Raw genomic sequence first — 21,004 nt, 5'->3', positions numbered from 1 at the left:
AGACTCCCTGCCGCTCAAACGCGGGCAATGGTGTTGGTGCGGCGGATCTTCTGCTGCAGCTGCATGATGCCGTAGATCAGCGCCTCGGCCGTGGGCGGACAACCCGGCACATAGACGTCCACCGGCACGATGCGGTCGCAGCCGCGCACCACGGAATAGCTGTAGTGGTAGTAGCCGCCGCCATTGGCACATGAGCCCATCGACAGCACCCAGCGCGGCTCGGCCATCTGGTCGTACACCTTGCGCAGGGCCGGGGCCATCTTGTTGCACAGCGTGCCGGCCACGATCATCAGGTCGGACTGACGCGGGCTGGCGCGGAACACCTCGGCACCGAAGCGGCCGATGTCGTAGCGCGCGGCGGCCGCGTGCATCATCTCGACCGCGCAGCAGGCCAGACCGAAGGTCATGGGCCACAGGGAACCGGTCTTGGCCCAATTCACCACCGAGTCGTAGCTGGTGGTGACAAAGCCTTCCTTGAAAACGCCTTCAATCATGTGTGGCTCCGATGTTTTTGCACAAGGTCATTCCCAGTCCAGGGCACCGAGCTTCCAGGCACAGACGAAGCCCACGAGCAAGTCGATCAGGAAGATGGTTCCGGTCCAGAAACCGGGCAGGCCAATGTCGGTCAAGGCCACCGCCCACGGGATCAGGAACGCGATTTCCAGATCGAACAGGATGAACAAGATGGCCACGAGGTAGTAGCGCACGTCAAACTTGATGCGCGCATCTTCAAACGCCTCGAAACCACATTCGTAAGGGGAATTCTTTTCAGCATCGGGGCGATTGGGTCCGAGCACCCAGCCCAGCAGCTGGGGCAGGACACCCACTGCCACACCCACCAAGACAAACAACAGGACAGGAAGGTATTGCTGAAGGTTCATGGAGCAGGTCCTACTGACAACCCGTTGGGTTGCTGTGCTTGATTTGGTGCCGACGGCGAGACTCGAACTCGCACAGCTTTCGCCACTACCCCCTCAAGATAGCGTGTCTACCAATTTCACCACGTCGGCATTGAGTGTTGGAACTTTTGACAGCCCAGGCATCTAACGATTTTTTGGGCTGGTTTTTTTCAACTCGCGAATTCTAACCTGAAAACGCCCGCTTTTTGAGGCACAGCGGGCGTTGGTGGCAAAGTCGCGGTTTTTTTACTGCGCCGGGATCTGGGCAGCGCCGGTGGCTGCGGGTGCGGGCGTGGCCGGGGACGCCGGTGCGCTGACGGGCAGGTTTTCCAGCACGCTGCCGCTGCTGGCGGGGCGCAGGTTGCCAAAGTAGGCCAGGCCCAGCGTGGTGGCCAAGAAGATGGTGGCCAGCACCGCGGTGCTGCGCGACATCAGGTTGGCGCCACCGCTGGCGCCAAACAGGCTGGCCGAACCGGCACCGCCACCAAAGGCGGCCCCGGCGTCGGCGCCCTTGCCGTGCTGCATCAGGATCAGGCCGATCATGGCGATGGCCGACAGCATCTGCGACACCAGCAGGATGGTTTTCAGAACATTCATGTGGACTCCCAGCGCATCAGGCCACGGCGGGGCAGGATGCGATCAGTTTCAGAAATTCGGCGGCTTGCAACGACGCGCTGCCCACCAGGCCACCGTCCACGTCGGGCTGGGCCAGCAGATCGGCGGCGTTGGCGGCGTTCATGCTGCCGCCGTACAGGATGCGGTTGCGCTCACCGTGGGCGGTGGCGGCGTGCAACTGGGCACGCAGCACCGCATGGACGGCCTGCGCCTGCTCGGGCGTGGCGGTGCGGCCGGTGCCGATGGCCCACACGGGCTCGTAAGCGACCACGATTTCGCCGCTGCAGTGGCCCAAGGTGTGGATGACGGCGGCCAGCTGGCGCTTAACCACGGCCTCGGTCTGCCCGGCTTCGCGCTGGGCCAGGGTCTCGCCCACACACACGATGGGCGTGATGCCCGCACCCAGCGCGCGCTGGGCCTTGGCGGCGACCAGCTCGTCGGTTTCAGCGTGGTACTGGCGGCGCTCGGAATGGCCCACGATGGCGTAGCGGCAAGCAAAGTCGCGCAGCATGGCGGCACTGGTTTCGCCGGTGTAGGCGCCCTGCCCGTGGGCCGACACGTCCTGCGCGCCCCAGGCCAGCGGGCTGCCCTGCAACAGAGTCTGCAGCTGGGCCAGGTACGGCGCGCTGGCGCACAGGGCCACGTCCGTCGACAGCGGCTGAGGCAGGCCCACCAGCAGCTCGGTCAGCAAGGCCTGGTTGCTGGCCAGGCTGCCGTGCATTTTCCAGTTACCGACAATTAGTTTTTTCATATCCATCCCAGGAAACAACAGAAAGGGCGACCACCCTGCGCGTGCCATGGCGCGCGGACGCCAGCCGCCCGGGCCGCTGTTATTGCGGCTGCACCGGCTGCTCGTCGGCGCGGTCGATCAGCGCCTTCATCGACAGCTTGATGCGGCCCTTTTCGTCGGTTTCCATGACCTTGACCTTGACGATCTGGCCTTCCTTGAGGAAGTCGGTGACCTTCTCGACGCGCTGGTGGGCGATCTGGCTGATGTGCAGCAGACCGTCCTTGCCCGGCAGCAGGTTGATGAGAGCACCGAAGTCCAGGATCTTGGTGACCGGGCCTTCGTAGATCTTGCCGATTTCGACCTCGGCCGTGATGGCTTCGATGCGGCGCTTGGCTTCTTCGGCCTTGGCACCGTCGGTGCAAGCGATGGTGATGGTGCCGTCTTCACCGATGTCGATCTGGGTGCCGGTTTCCTCGGTCAGCGCGCGGATGGTGGCGCCACCCTTGCCGATCACGTCGCGGATCTTGTCCGGGTTGATCTTCATGGTGTACAGGCGGGGGGCGAAATCGGAAATTTCGGTCTTGGCTTCGCCCATGGCTTCTTGCATCTTGCCCAAGATGTGCAAGCGCGCTTCTTTGGCCTGGGCCAGCGCCACTTGCATGATTTCTTTGGTAATACCTTGGATTTTGATGTCCATTTGCAGGGCGGTAATACCGTCGGTGGTGCCAGCCACCTTGAAATCCATGTCGCCGAGGTGGTCTTCGTCGCCCAGAATGTCGGTCAGCACGGCAAAACGGTTGCCGTCCTTGATCAGGCCCATGGCGATGCCGGCCACGTGGGCTTTCATGGGCACGCCAGCGTCCATCAGCGCCAAACAGCCACCGCACACAGAGGCCATGGACGAGGAGCCGTTGGATTCGGTGATTTCGGACACCACGCGCATGGTGTAGGGGAATTCTTCCTTGGTCGGCAAGGCGGCCACCAGGGCGCGCTTGGCCAGACGGCCATGGCCGATTTCACGGCGCTTGGGGCTGCCGACGCGGCCCGTTTCGCCGGTGGCGAAGGGGGGCATATTGTAGTGCAGCATGAAGCGGTCTTCGAATTCGCCAGCCAGCGCGTCGATGCGCTGCGCGTCGCGGTCGGTGCCCAGCGTGGCCACCACCAGCGCCTGGGTTTCGCCACGGGTGAACAGGGCCGAGCCGTGGGTGCGCGGCAGCACGCTGTTGCGGATTTCAATGGCGCGCACGGTACGGGTGTCACGACCGTCGATGCGCGGTTCACCGGCCAGGATCTGGCCACGCACGATGCGGGCTTCGATGTCGAACAGCAGGCCTTCGACCTTGACGGTATCGAATTCCACGCCGTCGGCTTTCAAACCCGCCATCACAGCAGCGTAGGCTTCGCGGCAGGCCTGGGTGCGGGCTTGCTTGTTACGGATTTGGTAAGCGGCGACCAGTTTGTCGGCGCCCAAGGCTTCGACCTTGGCGATCAGCTCTTCGTCGCGCGCCGGGGCCTGCCACGTCCATTCGGCCTTGCCGGCTTCACGCACCAGTTCGTTGATGGCGGCGATGGCGATGTTGCCTTGCTCGTGGCCAAACACCACGGCGCCGAGCATGATTTCCTCGCTCAGACGTTGCGCTTCGGATTCCACCATCAGCACAGCGGCTTCGGTACCGGCAACGACCAGATCCATTTGGCTGTTTTTGCGGGTGGTCTGGCCGGGGTTGAGCACGTATTCCCCGTTGACGTAGCCCACGCGGGCGGCACCAATCGGGCCGTTGAACGGGATGCCGGACACGGCCAGCGCGGCCGAGGTGGCGATCATGGCGGCGATGTCGGCATCGACTTCGGGGTTGAGCGACAGGGTGTGGATGACCACCTGCACTTCGTTGAAGAAGCCTTCGGGGAACAGCGGGCGGATCGGACGGTCGATCAGGCGGCTGGTCAGGGTTTCCAACTCGCTGGGGCGGCCTTCACGCTTGAAGAAGCTGCCCGGGATCTTGCCGGCGGCGTAGGTCTTCTCGATGTAGTCCACGGTCAGCGGGAAGAAGTCCTGCCCGGCTTTGGCTTCTTGCTTGGCCACGACGGTGGCGAGCACGACGGTGCCTTCCATGTCGAGCAGCACAGCGCCGCTGGCTTGGCGGGCGATTTCGCCGGTTTCCATGCGGACCGTGTGCTGGCCCCAGGTGAAGGTTTTGGTGACTTTGTTGAACATGGTCATGTTCGGCTCCTTGGGTGTGCGCCCGGTGGGGGCGGCGGGGACAAGGGAATCACGCCTTCAGAACACGATGCCATTCCAGCACCACCCAACTGATGTGGACGGTATTGGAATGACACAGCTTCGCTCTGAACGACAAAATTCCCGACAAAAAAGCGCAAAACGCCTGAGCCAGCGAACCAACTCAGACGTTTTTTAGGCAAACAGCGGGACGGGCAAAATTACTTGCGCAGACCCAGCTTTTGAATCAGGGCAACGTAACGGTCGGCATCGCGGGACTTGAGGTAGTCCAGCAGCTTGCGGCGACGGCTCACCAGACGCAGCAGACCGCGACGGCCGTGGTGGTCTTTGTGGTGGGTTTTGAAGTGGGGGGTCAGTTCGTTGATGCGAGCGGTCATGATGGCCACTTGCACTTCTGGGCTGCCAGTGTCGTTGGCGCCACGCGCGTTGGCGGCGATGACTTCGGCTTTGACGTTGGATGCGATCATGAGGATTCCTTGGGAAAACGTGCGGTTCCGCGCAGCTGGCCGGGCTCAGAGCCGGGTGCCGCAACGGACGTGAAAATTTGCCCCACCAAAAGGCGGGCAACTTTGGATTATACCCAGCGCAGGCTGCAACGGTCACCACTGGCTTGGCGTTCCACCATCACGGCGCACAACTGCGGCAGCACGGGTTCAAGCTGGTCGCGCAGGTAGGCACACAGGTTTTCGAGCGTGGCCGGGCCCAAATCGGGCACTTCGTCGAGGAAGCGGTGGTCGAGCTGGTCGCGCACACGGGCGATTTCGGCGCGCACGTAGGCCAGATCCACCAGCATGCCGCTGGCCGGGTCGGGCGTGCCCAGCAACGTGATTTCGGCGTGGTAAGTGTGGCCGTGGATGCGGCGGCTGCCTTCGGCGTCGATGCTGCGCTCCAGCGTGTGGGCGGCCTCGAAGAAGAAACGCTGCGACAGCTCGCAGACGGCGGCCCGGCGCACCGGGGCGGAGGAGATGGCGGAAGCGGTCATCAGCGGATGTGGAGGATCTTGTGGGTCTGCACCGACAAGCGCCATTGGGGGTGCGCTTGGCAATAGGCGATGGCGGCGCGGGTGTGGTCGGCCTGGGCGGGGCCGTCCATCGGTTGCAGCAGGAAGTGGCTGAAATGCAGCCCGGCCAGCGCGGGCGGCAGCAGCTCGGGCTGGGGGTAGACCAGCTTGAGCTCATCACCCCGGGTTTGCAGCAAGGGCGCGCCCGCCTTGGGGCTGACGCACAGCCAGTCGATGCCCGCTGGGGCTTGGACGGTGCCGTTGGTCTCGACCGCAATTTCAAACCCCGCCGCGTGCAGGGCGTCGATCAGGGCGGTATCAACCTGCAACAACGGTTCACCGCCAGTCAGAACGACATAGCGGTGTTGCTGGCCGGCGGGCCACAAGGCGGCAATTTGGGCCACCAGGGCTTGGGCGGCGGGGTATTTGCCGCCCAGCGTGCCATCGGTGCCCACGAAGTCGGTGTCGCAGAAGCGGCACACGGCGCTGGCGCGGTCAACTTCGCGCCCGCTCCAGAGATTGCAACCGGCAAAGCGGCAGAACACCGCTGGCCGACCGGCGCGCAGGCCCTCGCCTTGCAGGGTGTAAAAGATTTCTTTGACGCTGTAGGTCATGGCACAGCGAACCACCGCAGGGGCTGCGGCAGCGAGGTTTTGGACATGGTGTTCCTCTACATGGCCCCGGTGTGGATGCTTTCGGCCCGCCGGGGCGGCGGAATCGAAGGCCAGGATTGTACCGTTGGCACACAATCCCGGATAATCGAGCGCATGCCCCAAATTATTTTGACCCCTGCCCAGCGCAAAGCGCACCGCTCCGACGCCCACCACTTGAATCCGGTGGTGCTGGTGGGTGGCGACGGCCTAACCGATGCCGTAAAAAAAGAGGTGGATGCGGCGCTCAAGGCGCATGGCCTGATCAAGGTGCGCGTGTTCAGCGACGACCGCGCCCAGCGCGAGGCCTTCCTGGCCACGCTGGCCGACGAACTGGACGCCGCGCCGATCCAGCACATTGGCAAGCTGCTGGTGCTGTGGCGCCCGCTGCCGGAAAAGGAAAAAACGGTCGATGAAGACCGCATGCCTGGCCCGCGCGACATCAAGGTGCTCAAATACAGCAAGAAGGGCGGCCAGCGCCCCGAGGTCAAGCAGGTGCGCGTGCTGGGCAACGAGCGCCTGACGTTTGGCGGCCTGGTCAAGCGTGCCAAAAAGACCGGCCCGCGCAGCGTCAAGAAGAGCTCGCAAAAGTAAGCCCACCCGCTTGTTGCCTCATCCCCACCGCACTACGCCATGAACGCCACCACCCCTGCCGAAGCCGCCCAACTGGCCGCCAGCGTGACCCGCGCCCTGCTGGACTTTACCGACCTGCCGCGTTTTGACGCCATCCGGCCCGAGGACGTGGGCCCGGCGGTGGACGAGCTGCTGCAGGCGGCGCAGCAGGCGCTGGAGACCGTGACCGCGCCAAACTTTCCGGCCGAATGGGTGGCGATGGCGCGTGTGCTGGACGTGGCCACCGAGCACCTGGGGCGCTGCTGGGGCGCCATCAGCCACCTCAACAGCGTGGCCGACACGCCCGAGTTGCGCGCCGCCTACAACGCCGCGCTGCCGCGCGTGACCGAGTTCTGGACCCGCCTGGGCGCCGACGAGCGGCTGTACGCCAAGTACAAGGCGATGGACCAGGCCCGCCTGACCCCGGCGCAGGCACAGGCGCACAGCAACGCCATGCGCGGCTTTGTGCTGGGTGGTGCCGAGCTGCAAGGCGCGACCAAGGAACGCTTTGCCGCCGTGCAGGAGCGCCAGGCCGAGCTGTCGCAAAAGTTCAGCGAGAACACGCTGGACGCCACCGACGCCTACGCCTACTACGCCAGCGCCGAGGAGCTGGCCGGGGTGCCCGCCGACACCGTGCAAGCCGCGCGCCACGCCGCCGAGGCCGAAGGCAAGGCCGGGCACAAGATCACGCTGAAACTGCCCATCTACCTGCCGGTGATGCAGTTTGGCACCGACCGCGCGCTGCGCGAGCGGCTGTACCGCGCCTACGTCACGCGCGCCAGCGAGCAGGCCAACTGCCCCGAAGTGCCCGATGGCGCCAAGTTCGACAACACCGCGCTGATCCAGGAGCTGCTGGCGCTGCGCCAGGAAGAAGCCACGCTGCTGGGCTACCCGCACTTTGCGGCGGTGTCGCTGGTGCCCAAGATGGCCAGCTCGACCGAGCAGGTCGTCACCTTTTTGCGCGACCTGGCCCGCCAGGCCCGCCCCTACGCCGAGCGCGATGTGGCCGACATGCGCCAGTTTGCCGCAGAACAGTTGCAGCTGGACAACCCGCAGGCCTGGGACTGGCCCTACATTGGCGAGCAGCTGCGCCAGGCGCGCTATGCCTACAGCGAGCAGGACGTGAAGCCCTACTTCCCGGCGCCCAAGGTGCTGGAAGGGCTGTTCCACATCATCCAGACGCTGTTTGAAGTCTCGATCCAGCCCGACACGGCGGCGGTGTGGCACCCGGGCGTGCAGTTCTTCCGGCTGGAGCGCACCGCACCCGACGGCAGCACCACGCTGGTGGGTCAGTTCTACCTGGACTTGAGCGCACGCAACGGCAAGCGCGGCGGGGCGTGGATGGACGACGTGCGCGCGCGCTGGCTGCGCCCCGACACCGGCACCCTGCAAACGCCGGTGGCACACTTGGTATGCAACTTTGCCGACGGCGTGGACGGCAAGCCGCCGCTGCTGACGCACGACGACGTCATCACACTGTTCCACGAATTTGGCCACGGCCTGCACCACCTGCTGACGCAAGTGACAGAGCGCGACGTAAGCGGCATCAGCGGGGTGGAATGGGACGCGGTGGAGCTGCCCAGCCAGTTCATGGAAAACTTCTGCTGGGAATGGGACGCGTTGCAGCGCATGACGGCACACGTGGACACCGGCGAGCCGCTGCCGCGCACGCTGTTTGACAAGATGCTGGCGGCCAAGAACTTCCAGAGCGGCCTGCAGACGCTGCGCCAGATCGAGTTCTCGCTGTACGACATGCTGTTGCACAGCGGTGCCGCGCCGGGTGGCGACTTCATGGCGCTGCTGCAACAAGTGCGCGACGAGGTGGCCGTGCTGCAACCGCCCGCCTACAGCCGCACGCCGCACACCTTCAGCCACATCTTTGCCGGGGGTTACGCCGCCGGTTACTACAGCTACAAGTGGGCAGAGGTGCTGAGTGCCGACGCCTACGCTGCGTTCGAGGAAGCGGCCCAGACCGCCGGCACCACGCTGGACGTGGCCACCGGACGGCGCTTCCGGCAAGAGGTGCTGGAAGCGGGCGGTGCGCGCCCGGCGATGGCGTCGTTCGTGGCGTTCCGGGGCCGCGAGCCCAGCATCGACGCCCTGCTGCGCCACCAAGGCATGGCAGGCTGAGGCATTGAAAACCCCGCTGCGGTTTACGCCTTGTGGTGACTCAGGGCGTTGCCGACCAGCTTGGCGGTGATGTCCACGATCTGGATCATGCGGTCGTAGGCCATGCGCTGCGGGCCGATCACGCCCAGCGTGCCCACCACCTGGCCATCGATCTCGTAGGGCGCGCTGACCACCGACAGCTCCTCGAACGGCACCAGCTGGCTTTCGCCGCCGATGAAGATGCGCACGCCTTCGGCCTGGCTGGAGCCTTCGAGCAAGCGCATCAGTTGGGTTTTTTGCTCGAACAGGTCGAACATTTTGCGCAGGTGGCCCATGTCGTGCGTGAATTCGTTGACCGAGAGCAGGTTGCGCTCGCCCGAGACCACCACCTCGCCCTGCTCGGGTGGCTGGTCGGGGCTGGGTTCGACCGCCTTGAGCATGAGGGCGGCGATCTCGTCGCGCAGGGCATCGACCTCGGTCTTGAGGCGCTCGCGCACCTGCTCCATGGTCAGCCCCGCGTAGTTGGCGTTGAGGAAGTTGGCCGCCTGTTGCAGCTGCGCCTGGCTGTGTTCCACCGCCGTGTGGATGATGCGGTTGTGCACGTCGCCCTCGGGCGAGACCAGGATCACCAGCACGCGCCGCTCGGACAGGCTCAAAAATTCGATGTGGCGGAACACCGACGACGGGCGCGGCGCCATCACCACCCCCACAAAGTGCGACAGGCTCGACAGCATCTGCGCGGCCTGGTTGATGACCTGGCGTGGCCGCTCGCCCGCCAGCGGTGCGGGCGGCACGCCGTTGAAGGTGGCCAGTTCGTCGCGGCGCACGGTAAGCATGGTGTCCACGAACAGGCGGTAGCCGCGCGCGGTGGGCACGCGGCCCGCCGAGGTGTGCGGGCTGGCGATGAGGCCCATGTCCTCCAGGTCACTCATCACGTTGCGGATGGTGGCGGGCGACAGATCCAGCCCCGCCGCCTTGGATAGGGTGCGTGAGCCCACGGGCTGGCCGTCGGCAATGTAGCGGTCGACCAGGGTTTTGAGCAGCAGTTGGGCGCGGTCGTCTAACATCACGGGGTTTCCACAAGTTTCTGTTCTACCTCAAGCATGAATTTGCCTCTTGATTCGAACCGGGTTCAGCGCCTGGCCGGGCCCACGTTGCGGTTCCGGCACGTGGCGCTGGTCGGAAAATACCACGCCGTGGGTTCGCGCGACGCGCTGGAGAACATTGCGCATTTTCTGCACGCGCAGGGCTGCGAGGTATCGCTGGAGCGCGACACGGCGCTCAACACCGGTTTGACGCATTACCAGGCGCTGGACGTGGCGGGCATCGGCGCGCAGTGCGACCTGGCGCTGGTGATGGGCGGCGACGGCACCATGCTGGGCATTGCGCGCCAGCTGGCACGCTACCAGGTGCCGGTGGTGGGCATCAACCAGGGGCGGCTGGGGTTCATCACCGACATTCCGCTGGGCGATTACGAGGCCTGCCTGCGCCCGATGCTGCGCGGCGAGTACCAGGAGGACGCCCGCGCGCTGATGAAGGCCAGCGTCTGGCGCGACGGGCATTGCATCTTCGAGACCATCGCCATGAACGACGTGGTGGTGAACCGGGGTGGCGCGGGCAGCATGATCGAGCTGCGGGTGGAGGTGGATGGCCGCTTTGTAGCCAACCAGCGCGCCGACGGGCTGATCATCTCGTCGCCCACGGGCTCCACGGCCTACGCGCTGTCGGCGGGCGGGCCGCTGATGCACCCGGCGATTGCGGGCTGGATTGTGGCCCCGATTGCGCCGCACACGCTGTCAAACCGGCCCATTGTGCTGCCATCGACCGGCGAGGTGGCGGTGGAGGTGGTGAGCGGGCGCGACGCCAGCGCCAACTTTGACATGCAGACCTTCACCAGCCTGCTGCACGGCGACCGCATCACGGTGCAACGCTCGGAACACACGCTGCGGCTGTTGCACCCGGTGGGCTGGAGCTACTTTGACACCCTGCGCAAAAAACTGCACTGGAACGAGGGGGTGGTGTCGTGAGCCTGCACCGCATGGTGTTGCGCGATTTCGTCATCGTGCAGGAACTGGAGCTGGACTGGAACGGCGGCTTTACCGTGCTGACGGGCGAGACCGGCGCGGGCAAGTCCATCCTGATTGACGCGCTGCAGCTGGTGCTGGGCGCGCGCGCCGACAGCACCCTGGTGCGCGAAAGCGCGGCGCGCTGCGACGTGGCGGTGGAGTTTGACACCCCCGCCAGCGTGCAGGCGTGGCTGGAAGAACACGGTTTGGCCCAGGACGACCCGGCAGAGCCGCTGCTGCTGCGCCGCAGTGTCGATGGCCAAGGGCGCAGCCGGGCCTGGATCAACGGCCACAGCGCCACCGTGGCCCAACTCAAGGCGCTGGGCGAGCAGCTGGTGGACATCCACGGCCAGCACGCCTGGCAGGGCCTGACGCGCCCACACAGCGTGCGCGAGCTGCTGGACGGCTATGGCCGCATCGACACCAGCGCGCTGCGCGAGCACTGGCAACGCTGGCGCGAACGCTGCCGCGAGCTGGACGCGGCCACGCAACAGCAAGCGACCCAGCAACAGGAACGCGAACGGCTGCAATGGCAGATTGGCGAGCTCGACAAGCTCAACCCCCAGCCGGGCGAATGGGACGAGCTCAACCTGCAACACGGGCGGCTGGCCCACGCCCAAAGCCTGACGGAAACCGCCCAGCGCGCGCTGCAACTGCTGGACGAGGACGAAGCCGGCGCCTGCGCGCTGATCTACCGCGCGGTGCAGGCGCTGCAGGACCAGCAGCACATCGAACCACGCTTCGAGGCGCTGGCGCAGGTGCTGGACGGTGCGCTGTCGCAGCTGCAAGACACCTGCCACGACCTGCAACAGCACGCCCACCGCACCGAAACCGACCCCGCCACGCTGGCGGCGCTGGACGAGCGCCTGGCCAACTGGCTGCACCTGGCGCGGCGCTACCGCTGCGCGCCCGAAGCCCTGCCGCAGCGGCTGCAGGACTGGCGCGACGCGCTGGCGGCGCTGGAGCGCCAGGCCGACATTGCCACCCTGCAGCAGGAAGAACGCCAGGCCTACCACGCGCTGCGCGCGCTGGCCGACACCACCAGCGCAGCACGGGCGCGGGCGGCGCAGCAGCTGTCCGCCGCCATCACCGGGGCGATGCAAGAGCTGGGCATGGCGGGCGGGCGCTTCACGGTCCACATCACGCCGCTGGCCGAGCCGCAGGCGCACGGACTGGACCAGGTGGAGTTTCTGGTGGCGGGCCACGCGGGCAGCACGCCGCGCGCCATTGGCAAGGTGGCGTCGGGCGGCGAACTGTCGCGCATTGCGCTGGCAATTGCCGTCACCACCAGCCAGCTGGGCAGCGCCCCCACGCTGGTGTTTGACGAGGTGGACAGCGGCATTGGCGGCACGGTGGCGCACACCGTGGGCCGGCTGATGCGCCAGCTCGGGCACGACCGGCAGGTGTTGGCGGTGACGCACCTGCCGCAAGTGGCCGCCTGTGCGCACCACCATTTGCAGGTGCGCAAGCACTACGACGCCAGCCACCACACCACCCTCAGCGACGTGCAGCCGCTGGATACCACCGCGCGGGTGCAGGAACTGGCCCGCATGCTGGGGGGTGGCCAGCTGTCCGCCACTTCATTGGCCCACGCACAGGAGATGTTGCACCCATGAGCCAGATGGAATTGATCGTCATCACCGGCATGTCGGGTTCGGGCAAGTCGGTGGCGCTGCACGCGCTGGAGGACGCCGGCTTCTACTGCGTGGACAACCTACCGCCGGAGCTGCTGGAGCGCTTCATCGCCCTGGAGCGCGAACAGGCGGCGTGCAAGGTGGCGGTGGCGATGGACGTGCGCAGCGCGCATTCCCTGCCCGGGCTGGCCCGGCAGCTGCAGACGCTGCGCCAGCAAGGCCAGACGCTGACGGCGCTGTTCCTGGACGCCACCACCGACACGCTGGTGCGGCGTTTCTCCGAAACGCGGCGGCTGCACCCGCTGTCGATCCCGCACCACGACGCCCAGCTGGATCAGCGCCGGGCGCTCACCGACGCCATCGAGCTGGAACGCGAGCTGCTGGGCGAGTTGCGCGAGCAGGCGCTGGTGCTCGACACCAGCTTGCTCAAGGCGTCGCAGCTGCGCAGCCACGTCAAGCAATTGCTGCACCGCACGCCGCACAGCCTGACGCTGGTGTTCGAGTCGTTTGCCTTCAAGCGCGGCGTGCCCATGGACGCCGATTTCGTGTTCGATGTGCGCATGCTGCCCAACCCGCACTACGAGCCCGAACTCAAGCCGCTGACCGGCATGGACGCGCCCGTGGCCGCCTTCTTGCGCGCCGAACCCGAGGTGCAGGCGATGCAGGAGCACATCACCGCCTTCCTGCAGCGCTGGCTGCCGCCGCTGGTAGATGACCACCGCAGCTACGTCACGGTGGCGGTGGGTTGCACCGGGGGCCAGCACCGCTCGGTGTACCTGGTGGAACAGCTGGCGCGCGCGTTTGCGGGCGACGCACACTGGACGGTGCAGCGCCGCCACCGCGAGCAGGATGGCCTGGCCGTCCACGTGGAGCCTGCACCGCCCGGCGCACCCGGCGCGTAGCTTTTCAATCTGGCAGTTGCGCCTGCAGCCACTGCCGCACGGGGGCGGGCAGGCCAATGTCGAGTTCGCTGCAGCGCGCCACCCAGCGCCCGGTATCAGCCCCCAGCGGCAGGGGGGCGCTGTGGTGCCACGGCAGCAGCACCGGCTGCAACACCAGCTCGCGGTGCGTGAGCTGGTGCCGGAAGGCGGGCTGCAGCTGCGGTGCGCCCAGCGCATCGGTGTGCGGGGCCAATGCATTGAGGCCGTCGGCCAGCGTATCGAACACCGGCAAGCAGTACAGGCCGGCCCAGATGCCGCTGTGGGGCCGCTGCTGCAGCCAGATGGCGCCGTCGGTGCGCTGCAGCGCCAGCAAGCACCAGGGTACGGTGCGCCGTTGCAACTTGCGCGTCTTGACCGGAAAGTCGGTGGCGCGTTGCTGCTGGTGGGCCTGGCACAGGGCCGCCACCGGGCACAGCAGGCACTGGGGGCGGGTACGCGCACACAGGCCCGCGCCCAAGTCCATCAGGCCCTGGGTGTAGGCCACCATCTCGTCGGCGCTGGGCTGCGGCGGCAGCAAGGCCTGGGCGTGTTGCCACAGCTGGCGCTCCTGGCGCGCGTCGGCCAGATCGCCCGCGAACGCCAGCGCGCGGCCCAGCACGCGCTTGACGTTGCCGTCCAGGATGGAGATGCGCTCGCCAAAGCAGAACGCGGCGATGGCGGCGGCGGTGGACGGGCCAATGCCCGGCAGGGTTTGCAGGGCCTGGGCGGTACCGGGGAAGTGTCCGCCCCAATCCTGCACCACGGCCTGCGCGCAGCGGTGTAGGTTGCGCGCGCGGGTGTAGTAGCCCAGCCCGCTCCACAGCGCCAGCACGTCGTCCAGCGGCGCGGCGGCCAGTGCCTGCACATCCGGGAATCGGGCCAGGAAGCGCGGGTAGTACGCCAGCACGGTGCCGACCTGGGTCTGCTGCAGCATGATTTCGGACAGCCAGACGCGGTACGGATCGCGCGTACCCTGCCACGGCAAGCCGCTGCGCCCATGCACGCGCTGCCATTGCACCAGGGTGGTAAAGAATTCAGACATGGGTTGGCAGACTGGAATGGGAATCGGGCAGGGACGCGGAAGTGGCGGCAACAGGGACAACGGGGGCAGCCGGGTCGGGCAGATCACCGCACAGCGCGGGCCAGGTCTGCCGGGCGGCGTCCAGCGCGGCGCGTTGCCGCTGCAAATCCTGCAGGCGCTCGTCCAGGCCACCAGCGGCTTGCTGGATGCGCTGCACCGCCTGCAGCCGCAGGCCCAGGCTCTGGCGGCGCTCGCGCAGCTGGGTGTCGAGCTGCGCTGTCACGGCCTGGCTCCAGGCCTCGACTTCGGTGGTGGCCGCTTCAAACACCGACTTCAGGCGCGACAGCACGGCCTGCGCCAGCCGGTCGGTGAAGGTGGGCTGCGCCAGGCGCCACACGTTGCTCAGGCCCAAATACTGCAGGTGGTTGTGTTCGATCAGGTCCAGCTCCTGCGCCAGCTGCAGCAAATCGGGGGACGGCGGCAGTTGCAGCGACAGGCCGAACTCGCCATTCAGGGCCCGGAAGTGGTGGCCCAGCAGGTCTTGAGCTTCGGTGACCAGGCCGTGCGCGCGCATCAGGTCGTGGTGCAGGCGGGTCAGGGTGTCGGTGTAGACTTTTTTCACGCCCCACTTGACACCGGGCTGGCGCAAGGCGGCGGCAAACTGCGCCACTTCGGCCTTGAGGTGGCTGGGGCTGAGCAAGGCAAACAAGTCCTGCAGCAGCTTGAAATGCACCGAACGCACCGCCTGCAGGCGCGCGCCGCTGGCGTCAAAGGCGGCCTGTTCCTGCTCGATGCGGGCGCGCATTTGCGCCAGCACGGTGGCGTTCTGGCCGCGCAGGCCCGCCAGCTCCTGCTCCTGCGCCAGCAGTTCGCGCATGCGGGTGTCGAGTTGCTGCTCCACCTCGGCGCGCAACAGCGCCAGCTTGTGCGCCACGGTGGCTTCCAGGATCTGGCGCCGCTGCACCAGCACGTGGTGCGCCAGCGCGTGTTCCAGGTCGGGCAAGCGGCTCTGGCGCAGCAGCAGCGGGTCGTTGCGCACCTTGGCCAGCAGACCTTTCTGCGCCGACACCGCCAGCACCTTCTCGGGCGGCAGGCCCAGCACGCTGGCCGACTGTGCGCGCTGGCGCTGCAGCTGCTGCTCGATCTGCGCGGGCGAACTCAGGTCGTCCCACAGCGTATCAATCTTGTTGAGCACCACCAGCCGAGTATCCACCCGTTGCGCCGACGGCGCCAGATGCTCGCGCCAGATGGCCAAATCAGACTTGCTCACGCCCGCATCAGCGGCCAGCATGAACACCACCGCATGCGCCTGCGGCAACAAGCCCACCGTGAGTTCGGGCTCGGCGCCAATGGCGTTGAGGCCAGGCGTGTCCAGAATCACCAGCCCCTGCTTGAGCAAAGGGTGCGCCATGTTGATGAGGGCGTGGCGCCACTGCGGCACCTCCACCAGACCGTCGGGGCCAGGCAAGGGGTTGTCCTCGGGGGCAGCGTCGTGCCAGAAGCCCAGCGCGCGCGCGTCCTCGGGGCTGACGCGGCGCACCTCGGCCACTTTTTCCAGCGCCTGCGCCAGCTGTTGCGGGTCGTTCACGTCCAGGTCGATGCGCGTCCATTTTTCGGGGGCGCTGCGCCACTCCAGCAGGGACTGCGGCTGCAGGCGGGTGTCGATCGGCAGCAACCGCAGGCACGGTGGCAGCGCGGCGTCGTAACCGAGCTCGGTCGGGCACATGGTGGTGCGCCCGGCACTGGCGGGCATGATGCGCCGCCCATAGGTGGCAAAGAACACCGCGTTGATGAGCTCGGACTTGCCGCGCGAGAACTCGGCCACAAAGGCCACCATCACCTTGTCGCTCTTGAGCTGGGCCCGCAGCTGCTGCAAGCGCTCTTGCGCGCTGGGGCTGAGCAACTGGTGCTGCGCCAGCCAGTCCGCCAGCGCGTCCAGCTGTGCCAGCCCGCGCTGACGCCAGGCGTGGTGGGCGTCAAATTCCTGCACAAACGACATGGTCGATCCTTCGGTTGGGCTGCATCAGGCCGCCTGGCACTGCGGGCAAAAGAAGGTGGAACGCTGCCCCTGCACGATACCTTGAATCGGACTGGCGCAGACGGTACAGGGCTGGCCCTTGCGCCCGTACACCTGGGCACTGAGCTGGAAGTGGCCGTCCTCGCCGTAGGCGTTCTGGAAGTCGCGCAAGGTGCTGCCGCCCAGCGCCACGGCCTCGCCCAGCACGTCGATGATCGCCCGGTGCAGCGCCTGCGCTTGCGCCAGCGTCAACTGGTGGGCGGACAAGGTGGGCGCAATGCGGGCGCGGAACAGTGCCTCGGAAGCGTAGATGTTGCCCACACCCACCACCACATCGCCCGCCAGCAGCACCTGCTTGACGCTGCTGCGCCGCCGCTGCAGGGCCTGCCAGAAGGGCTGCACCTCAAAGGCGTCGCCATGCAAGGGCTCCACTCCCAGGCGGCCCAGCAATTTTTGCGCGATCGGCGCGTCCTCACCCTCCTCGGCCCAGACCACGGCGCCAAAGCGGCGCGGATCGTGCAGGCGCAGGGTGCCGTGCGTGGTCACCAGATCGGCGTGGTCGTGCGGCCCGGGCGCGGGCAAGTCCGGCGCAAACTGCACCCGGCCCGACATGCCCAGATGCAGCAACAACAGCCCCGCCGGGGCCAAGTCCAGCAGCAAATACTTGCCACGCCGGCGCACCCGCTGCACCGTCAGGCCACGCACACGCTGCGGCGCCACACCCAGCGGCCAGCGCAAGGGCTTGCCCAGACGCAGCTCCAGCACGGTGGCCCCGGCAATGCGGTCGGCAAAACTCAGGCGGGTGACTTCAACTTCGGGCAATTCCGGCATGGTGCAAGACAGGCGTGGACAAGGGGCATCTATTATCATGGCCGCCATGAATTGGGACGTTGCCACACCACACACCGCTGCCACCACCCGCCCGCCGCTGCCACCGGGATTGCCGTCGGCGTTGCCGCAGACTGCAGAATCCGCTCCCCACCAGGGCTCCTGGCGCATGCCCGGCGGCCGGAGCCAGGCCTGTGTGGGCGCAGCGGCATTGGCCAGCGCGCTGCTGGCACTGCCTGCCGTGGCGCAGGAGCCAGCGGCAGCGGATGCCACAGCGGCGGCGTCCAGCCCCCACGTGTCGGCACTGGACGGGCGGCTGTTCTACCAGCTGCTGGTCAGCGAGATGCACCAGCGTGGCCAGCAGCCCGGCCCCGCCTACGCGCTGATGCTGGACGCGGCGCGCAAGACACGCGACCCGCTGCTGTTCAGGCGCGCGATTGAAATGGCGCTGCAGGCCCGTGCGGGCGAATCGGCACTGGCCGCCGCACGCGCCTGGAGCACCGCCCTGCCCCAGACGGCCGAGCCGCTGCGCTACACATTGCAGATCCTGCTGGCACTCAACCGCCCGGCCGATGCCGTGCCGGTGCTGCAGCGCCTGCTGCAACACACTCCGGTGGTGCAGCGGCCCGACCTCATCAGCGCCCTGCCCGCCATGGTTGGGCGCAACAGCCACCCCGGTGCCACGCTGCGCGCCATCGAGAAAGCCCTGCACAGCGCCACCCAGCAGCCCTACACCGCCCCGGCCGCCCACACCACCATCGGCCGCCTGCAACTGGCCGACCAGCAACCGGCGCAGGCGCTGGCCTCGGCACGGCAAGCCCTGCACATCGATCCCGGCCACCTCAACGCCGCGCTGCTGGCGCTGGAGCTCATGCCCCAACTGCCTGACGAAGCAGGCGCCCTGGTGCAGCGCCACCTGCAGCACAGCGGCGCACACGCCCACACCGGCCTGTGGCAAGGCTATATCCGCGCGCTGATGGAACAGCGCCAGCACGCCAGCGCCCAGGCCCAGCTGCAGCAACTGCTGCAAGCCCACCCCAACCTGGCCAGCGCCTGGCTGCTGCAAGGCCAGCTGCACTGGCAGACCCAGCAGCGTGCCGCCGCCCGGCAGGCGCTGGAACGCTACCTGCAACTCAGCACCGAAGCGGCCGACCACTACCCGGTGTACCTGCTGCTGTCGCAAATGGCCGAAGAAGACAACGACCTGGCCGGCGCCAGCGCGTGGCTGGAGCGCGTGGAAACCGAAAAACTGGAAGACCCCGTGCCCGTGGTGCTGCGCCATGCCAACCTGCTGGCGCGGCTGGGCCATCAGGCGCAAGGCCAGGCCCTGCTCGACGCACTGCCCGACACCCCCGCCAGCGCCGAACGCCGCAAATGGCTGGCCCAGGCCCAGTGGCTGCGCGACCAAGCAGAGTACAGCACCGCGCTGGCCGTGTTCGAGCGTGCCAGCGAACGCTTCCCCGACGACATGGACCTGCGCTACGAGCACGCCATGACCGCCGAAAAGGCCGGCCAGCTCGACAAGATGGAACAACTGCTGCGCGCCATCATGGCCCAGCAGCCCGACTACCACCACGCCTACAACGCCCTGGGCTACACCCTGGCCGACCGCAACGAACGCCTGCCCGAGGCCAAGGCCCTGATCCAGCAAGCCCTGGCGCTGGCGCCCGACGACGGCTACATCCTCGACAGCCTGGGCTGGGTCGAATTCCGGCTGGGCAACCTGCCCGAGGCGGCGCGCCTGCTGCAACAAGCCTACGCCCAGCACCCCGACGCCGAAATCGCCGCCCACCTGGGCGAAGTGCTGTGGAGCCTGAACCAGCGCGACGCCGCGCGCGAGACCTGGCGCGCCGGGCTGCGTCTCAAGCCCGACAACCCCACCCTGCGTGCCACGCTACAACGCCTGCAGGTGGAACTCGCGCCATGACGACACGCTCCCCCCATCGGCCGCCGCACCGCGCGGCGCGCCGAGCCTGGGTTCTCGCGTCAGGCCTGGCCCTGCTGCTGGCCGGCTGCGCCAGCGCTCCCACCGCCGCGCCCCCCAGCACATCCGCCAGCGCCGAAGCCAGCACGGCACTGCAAGCCACCCCCACGCCCCAGCCCGAGCGCCGCCACTGGGCGGGCAAACTCAGCGTGCGCATCGACCGCGAACCGGTGCAATACTTCAGCGCCGGGTTTGAACTGCAAGGCGACAGCGAGGCCGGCGAGATGCAACTGTTCTCGCCCCTGGGCAGCACCGTGGCCACCCTGCGCTGGCAAGCCGATGGCGGCGCCCAATGGCAGCGCGGCGAACAGCTGCGCCACTACCCCGACATGGCCGAACTCAGCGCCGACCTCACCGGCACCGCCCTGCCGCTGGCCTCCCTGTTCGACTGGCTGCAGGGCCGCGCCACGGCGGTGGACGGCTGGCAAGTGGACTTGAGCCAGCACGCCAGCGGCAAACTGCAGGCCCAGCGCCTGCAACCCACCCCCAGCGCCCAGTTGCGCCTGGTGTTTGAACCCTGATTCCTTTGTTGCCTGCCCCCGCCGTGTCCTCAACGTCCTCCTGGGCGCCATCGCCCCCCTGCCCCCCCCGCGCGCTGTACGACGTGCCCGCTCCGGCCAAGCTCAACCTGTTCCTGCACATCACCGGGCGGCGGCCCGACGGCTACCACCTGCTGCAATCGGTGTTCATGCTTATCGACTGGGCCGACACCCTGCACCTGCAACGCCGACCCGGCGGCCACATCAGCCGCGAGGACCTCAACGGCGACGCCCCCGCACTGCCCGAGCACGACCTGGTGGTGCGCGCCGCACAAGCCCTGCAACAGGCCACCGGCTGCACCTGGGGCGCGCACATCGCACTGGACAAACGCATCCCGCAAGAAGCGGGCATGGGCGGGGGCTCCAGCGACGCCGCCAGCTGCCTGCTCGCACTCAACCGGCTGTGGGGCCTGCGCCTGCCCTTGCCGCAGCTGATGACCATCGGCCTGCAGCTGGGCGCCGATGTGCCCTTCTTTCTGGGCGGGCACCACGCTTGGGTCGAAGGCATCGGCGAGCAACTGCAGCCCGTGCCATTGCCCCCGGCGCGTTTTCTGGTGCTCAAGCCGCCCAGCGGCGTGGCCACGCCCGACATCTTCCGCCACCCGGCGCTGCAGCGCGACTGCACCTTGGCGGACAGGCACGACTTTCTGGCACTGGATGCGCAAGCGCTGTACCAGTACGGCCACAACAGCTTGCAAGCGGTGGCGCAACAACTGTGCCCGGACATCGGTTGGGGCTTGCACTGGCTGCAACAACAGGGCTTGCCAGGGCGCATGACCGGCTCCGGCAGCGCACTGTTTGCCCCCCTAGCCAACGAGACCGACATCGACCTGGGCACACTGCCGCCCGGCTGGCAGGCAAAAATCTGCAGAAATTTGTCAGCACACCCGCTACAGGCCTGAAAACCGGTATACAATTCGCTTCGTTGTTCAGCACAGCGCCAAACAACAGACTGCATATCGGTAGTTTGCTCAGGCAAATCACCAGTGTAGGGGAGTCGCCAAGTTGGTTAAGGCACCGGATTTTGATTCCGGCATTCGAGGGTTCGAGTCCTTCCTCCCCTGCCAAATCTCTTTTTTGAAAAGCGCAAGTTGTACGGCCCCTAGTGGGCCGTTTTTCTATTCAGGCTGTTTTCCAACCA

General features: G+C 67.1%; 20 protein-coding genes and 2 tRNA genes. 9 read left to right on the top strand and 13 right to left on the bottom strand.

Annotation, left to right across the window (positions count from 1 at the left end; all coding sequences use genetic code 11):
- Window positions 1-14: 14 nt before the first annotated feature.
- From CON76_RS04895 to queE, 9 genes are all read right to left on the bottom strand, one after another.
- Window positions 15-494, bottom strand: a complete 480-nt coding sequence (locus CON76_RS04895) for a NuoB/complex I 20 kDa subunit family protein (protein ID WP_101102228.1) — start codon at window positions 492-494, stop codon at window positions 15-17.
- A 27-nt stretch (window positions 495-521) separates the two neighbouring features.
- Window positions 522-881: an NADH-quinone oxidoreductase subunit A gene (locus tag CON76_RS04890; RefSeq protein WP_101102227.1), complete on the bottom strand. Its 360-nt coding sequence runs from the start codon at window positions 879-881 to the stop codon at window positions 522-524.
- A gap of 44 nt (window positions 882-925) precedes the next feature.
- A tRNA-Leu gene (locus CON76_RS04885) sits at window positions 926-1,010 on the bottom strand.
- 135 nt (window positions 1,011-1,145) lie between these two features.
- Window positions 1,146-1,496, bottom strand: coding sequence for a preprotein translocase subunit SecG (gene secG, locus CON76_RS04880; RefSeq protein WP_101102226.1), 351 nt, complete (start codon window positions 1,494-1,496; stop codon window positions 1,146-1,148).
- Window positions 1,497-1,512: 16 nt separating this feature from the next.
- Window positions 1,513-2,271: a triose-phosphate isomerase gene (gene tpiA / locus CON76_RS04875; protein ID WP_101102225.1), complete on the bottom strand. Its 759-nt coding sequence runs from the start codon at window positions 2,269-2,271 to the stop codon at window positions 1,513-1,515.
- A 73-nt stretch (window positions 2,272-2,344) separates the two neighbouring features.
- A complete protein-coding gene (gene pnp, locus CON76_RS04870) occupies window positions 2,345-4,465 on the bottom strand; it encodes a polyribonucleotide nucleotidyltransferase (protein ID WP_101102224.1) in 2,121 nt (706 codons plus the stop codon).
- Between the two features lie 218 nt (window positions 4,466-4,683).
- Window positions 4,684-4,950, bottom strand: coding sequence for a 30S ribosomal protein S15 (rpsO, locus tag CON76_RS04865; protein ID WP_101102223.1), 267 nt, complete (start codon window positions 4,948-4,950; stop codon window positions 4,684-4,686).
- A 107-nt stretch (window positions 4,951-5,057) separates the two neighbouring features.
- The gene (locus CON76_RS04860; protein ID WP_101102222.1) at window positions 5,058-5,465 is read right to left on the bottom strand and encodes a 6-carboxytetrahydropterin synthase; all 408 of its coding nucleotides are present in this window, start codon (window positions 5,463-5,465) and stop codon (window positions 5,058-5,060) included.
- Window positions 5,465-6,097, bottom strand: a complete 633-nt coding sequence (gene queE / locus CON76_RS04855; protein WP_101102221.1) for a 7-carboxy-7-deazaguanine synthase — start codon at window positions 6,095-6,097, stop codon at window positions 5,465-5,467. Before queE ends, CON76_RS04860 begins: the two co-directional genes overlap by 1 nt.
- A gap of 153 nt (window positions 6,098-6,250) precedes the next feature.
- Here queE and CON76_RS04850 point away from each other — a divergent pair, with 153 nt between their 5' ends.
- On the top strand, window positions 6,251-6,727 hold the full coding sequence (locus CON76_RS04850; RefSeq protein WP_101102220.1) for a YhbY family RNA-binding protein: 477 nt from the start codon (window positions 6,251-6,253) through the stop codon (window positions 6,725-6,727).
- An 84-nt stretch (window positions 6,728-6,811) separates the two neighbouring features.
- Window positions 6,812-8,875 (top strand): M3 family metallopeptidase, encoded by a 2,064-nt coding sequence (locus tag CON76_RS04845; RefSeq protein ID WP_101102275.1) that lies wholly within the window; start codon window positions 6,812-6,814, stop codon window positions 8,873-8,875.
- A gap of 23 nt (window positions 8,876-8,898) precedes the next feature.
- On the opposite strand, the gene hrcA is transcribed toward CON76_RS04845, so the two are convergent.
- Window positions 8,899-9,921, bottom strand: a complete 1,023-nt coding sequence (gene hrcA / locus CON76_RS04840; RefSeq protein WP_101102219.1) for a heat-inducible transcriptional repressor HrcA — start codon at window positions 9,919-9,921, stop codon at window positions 8,899-8,901.
- A gap of 36 nt (window positions 9,922-9,957) precedes the next feature.
- Here hrcA and CON76_RS04835 point away from each other — a divergent pair, with 36 nt between their 5' ends.
- The 3 genes from CON76_RS04835 to rapZ are packed head-to-tail and all read left to right on the top strand — an operon-like array spanning window position 9,958 to window position 13,456.
- Window positions 9,958-10,881 (top strand): NAD kinase, encoded by a 924-nt coding sequence (locus tag CON76_RS04835; RefSeq protein WP_101102218.1) that lies wholly within the window; start codon window positions 9,958-9,960, stop codon window positions 10,879-10,881.
- Window positions 10,878-12,536 carry a DNA repair protein RecN gene (gene recN, locus CON76_RS04830; protein ID WP_101102217.1) on the top strand — a complete coding sequence of 553 codons (1,659 nt, stop codon included), beginning with the start codon at window positions 10,878-10,880 and terminating at the stop codon, window positions 12,534-12,536. The genes CON76_RS04835 and recN overlap by 4 nt, the downstream gene beginning before the upstream one ends.
- Window positions 12,537-12,541: 5 nt before the next feature.
- Window positions 12,542-13,456, top strand: coding sequence for an RNase adapter RapZ (rapZ, locus tag CON76_RS04825; RefSeq protein WP_101102273.1), 915 nt, complete (start codon window positions 12,542-12,544; stop codon window positions 13,454-13,456).
- A 4-nt stretch (window positions 13,457-13,460) separates the two neighbouring features.
- On the opposite strand, the gene mutY is transcribed toward rapZ, so the two are convergent.
- From mutY to mutM, 3 genes are read right to left on the bottom strand one after another with little or no spacing between them, the layout of a single operon-like run.
- On the bottom strand, window positions 13,461-14,516 hold the full coding sequence (gene mutY, locus CON76_RS04820) for an A/G-specific adenine glycosylase (RefSeq protein ID WP_101102216.1): 1,056 nt from the start codon (window positions 14,514-14,516) through the stop codon (window positions 13,461-13,463).
- A complete protein-coding gene (locus CON76_RS04815) occupies window positions 14,509-16,494 on the bottom strand; it encodes a dynamin family protein (RefSeq protein ID WP_101102215.1) in 1,986 nt (661 codons plus the stop codon). The genes mutY and CON76_RS04815 overlap by 8 nt, the downstream gene beginning before the upstream one ends.
- A 24-nt stretch (window positions 16,495-16,518) precedes the next feature.
- The gene (gene mutM, locus CON76_RS04810; protein ID WP_101102271.1) at window positions 16,519-17,343 is read right to left on the bottom strand and encodes a bifunctional DNA-formamidopyrimidine glycosylase/DNA-(apurinic or apyrimidinic site) lyase; all 825 of its coding nucleotides are present in this window, start codon (window positions 17,341-17,343) and stop codon (window positions 16,519-16,521) included.
- Window positions 17,344-17,389: 46 nt separating this feature from the next.
- On the opposite strand from mutM, the gene CON76_RS04805 reads away from it, so the two are divergent.
- The 4 genes from CON76_RS04805 to CON76_RS04790 all read left to right on the top strand — a co-directional run bounded on the left by CON76_RS04805 (window position 17,390) and on the right by CON76_RS04790 (window position 20,930).
- On the top strand, window positions 17,390-19,267 hold the full coding sequence (locus CON76_RS04805) for a tetratricopeptide repeat protein (protein ID WP_169928984.1): 1,878 nt from the start codon (window positions 17,390-17,392) through the stop codon (window positions 19,265-19,267).
- Window positions 19,264-19,845, top strand: a complete 582-nt coding sequence (locus CON76_RS04800; RefSeq protein ID WP_101102213.1) for a lipoprotein insertase outer membrane protein LolB — start codon at window positions 19,264-19,266, stop codon at window positions 19,843-19,845. Before CON76_RS04805 ends, CON76_RS04800 begins: the two co-directional genes overlap by 4 nt.
- A gap of 23 nt (window positions 19,846-19,868) precedes the next feature.
- Entirely contained in the window at window positions 19,869-20,765 is an 897-nt protein-coding gene (gene ispE / locus CON76_RS04795; RefSeq protein WP_101102270.1) for a 4-(cytidine 5'-diphospho)-2-C-methyl-D-erythritol kinase, read from the top strand.
- A gap of 88 nt (window positions 20,766-20,853) precedes the next feature.
- Window positions 20,854-20,930, top strand: a tRNA-Gln gene (locus CON76_RS04790).
- Window positions 20,931-21,004 lie beyond the last annotated feature (74 nt).

This window comes from Macromonas bipunctata, assembly GCF_002837135.1.
Classification (GTDB): Bacteria; Pseudomonadota; Gammaproteobacteria; order Burkholderiales; family Burkholderiaceae_C; genus Macromonas_A; species Macromonas_A bipunctata.
The sequence above is the reverse complement of the archived record's forward strand: the minus strand, read 5'-3'. Positions and strand labels throughout refer to the sequence as shown.

Coding starts and splice junctions, on each gene's coding strand:
- CON76_RS04895 (WP_101102228.1), bottom strand. CDS start 494: ATGATTGAAGGCGTTTTCAAGGAAGGCTTTGTCACCACCAGCTACGAC.
- CON76_RS04890 (WP_101102227.1), bottom strand. CDS start 881: ATGAACCTTCAGCAATACCTTCCTGTCCTGTTGTTTGTCTTGGTGGGT.
- secG (WP_101102226.1), bottom strand. CDS start 1,496: ATGAATGTTCTGAAAACCATCCTGCTGGTGTCGCAGATGCTGTCGGCC.
- tpiA (WP_101102225.1), bottom strand. CDS start 2,271: ATGGATATGAAAAAACTAATTGTCGGTAACTGGAAAATGCACGGCAGC.
- pnp (WP_101102224.1), bottom strand. CDS start 4,465: ATGACCATGTTCAACAAAGTCACCAAAACCTTCACCTGGGGCCAGCAC.
- rpsO (WP_101102223.1), bottom strand. CDS start 4,950: ATGATCGCATCCAACGTCAAAGCCGAAGTCATCGCCGCCAACGCGCGT.
- CON76_RS04860 (WP_101102222.1), bottom strand. CDS start 5,465: ATGACCGCTTCCGCCATCTCCTCCGCCCCGGTGCGCCGGGCCGCCGTC.
- queE (WP_101102221.1), bottom strand. CDS start 6,097: ATGACCTACAGCGTCAAAGAAATCTTTTACACCCTGCAAGGCGAGGGC.
- CON76_RS04850 (WP_101102220.1), top strand. CDS start 6,251: ATGCCCCAAATTATTTTGACCCCTGCCCAGCGCAAAGCGCACCGCTCC.
- hrcA (WP_101102219.1), bottom strand. CDS start 9,921: ATGTTAGACGACCGCGCCCAACTGCTGCTCAAAACCCTGGTCGACCGC.
- CON76_RS04835 (WP_101102218.1), top strand. CDS start 9,958: ATGAATTTGCCTCTTGATTCGAACCGGGTTCAGCGCCTGGCCGGGCCC.
- rapZ (WP_101102273.1), top strand. CDS start 12,542: ATGGAATTGATCGTCATCACCGGCATGTCGGGTTCGGGCAAGTCGGTG.
- mutY (WP_101102216.1), bottom strand. CDS start 14,516: ATGTCTGAATTCTTTACCACCCTGGTGCAATGGCAGCGCGTGCATGGG.
- CON76_RS04815 (WP_101102215.1), bottom strand. CDS start 16,494: ATGTCGTTTGTGCAGGAATTTGACGCCCACCACGCCTGGCGTCAGCGC.
- mutM (WP_101102271.1), bottom strand. CDS start 17,343: ATGCCGGAATTGCCCGAAGTTGAAGTCACCCGCCTGAGTTTTGCCGAC.
- CON76_RS04805 (WP_169928984.1), top strand. CDS start 17,390: ATGAATTGGGACGTTGCCACACCACACACCGCTGCCACCACCCGCCCG.
- CON76_RS04800 (WP_101102213.1), top strand. CDS start 19,264: ATGACGACACGCTCCCCCCATCGGCCGCCGCACCGCGCGGCGCGCCGA.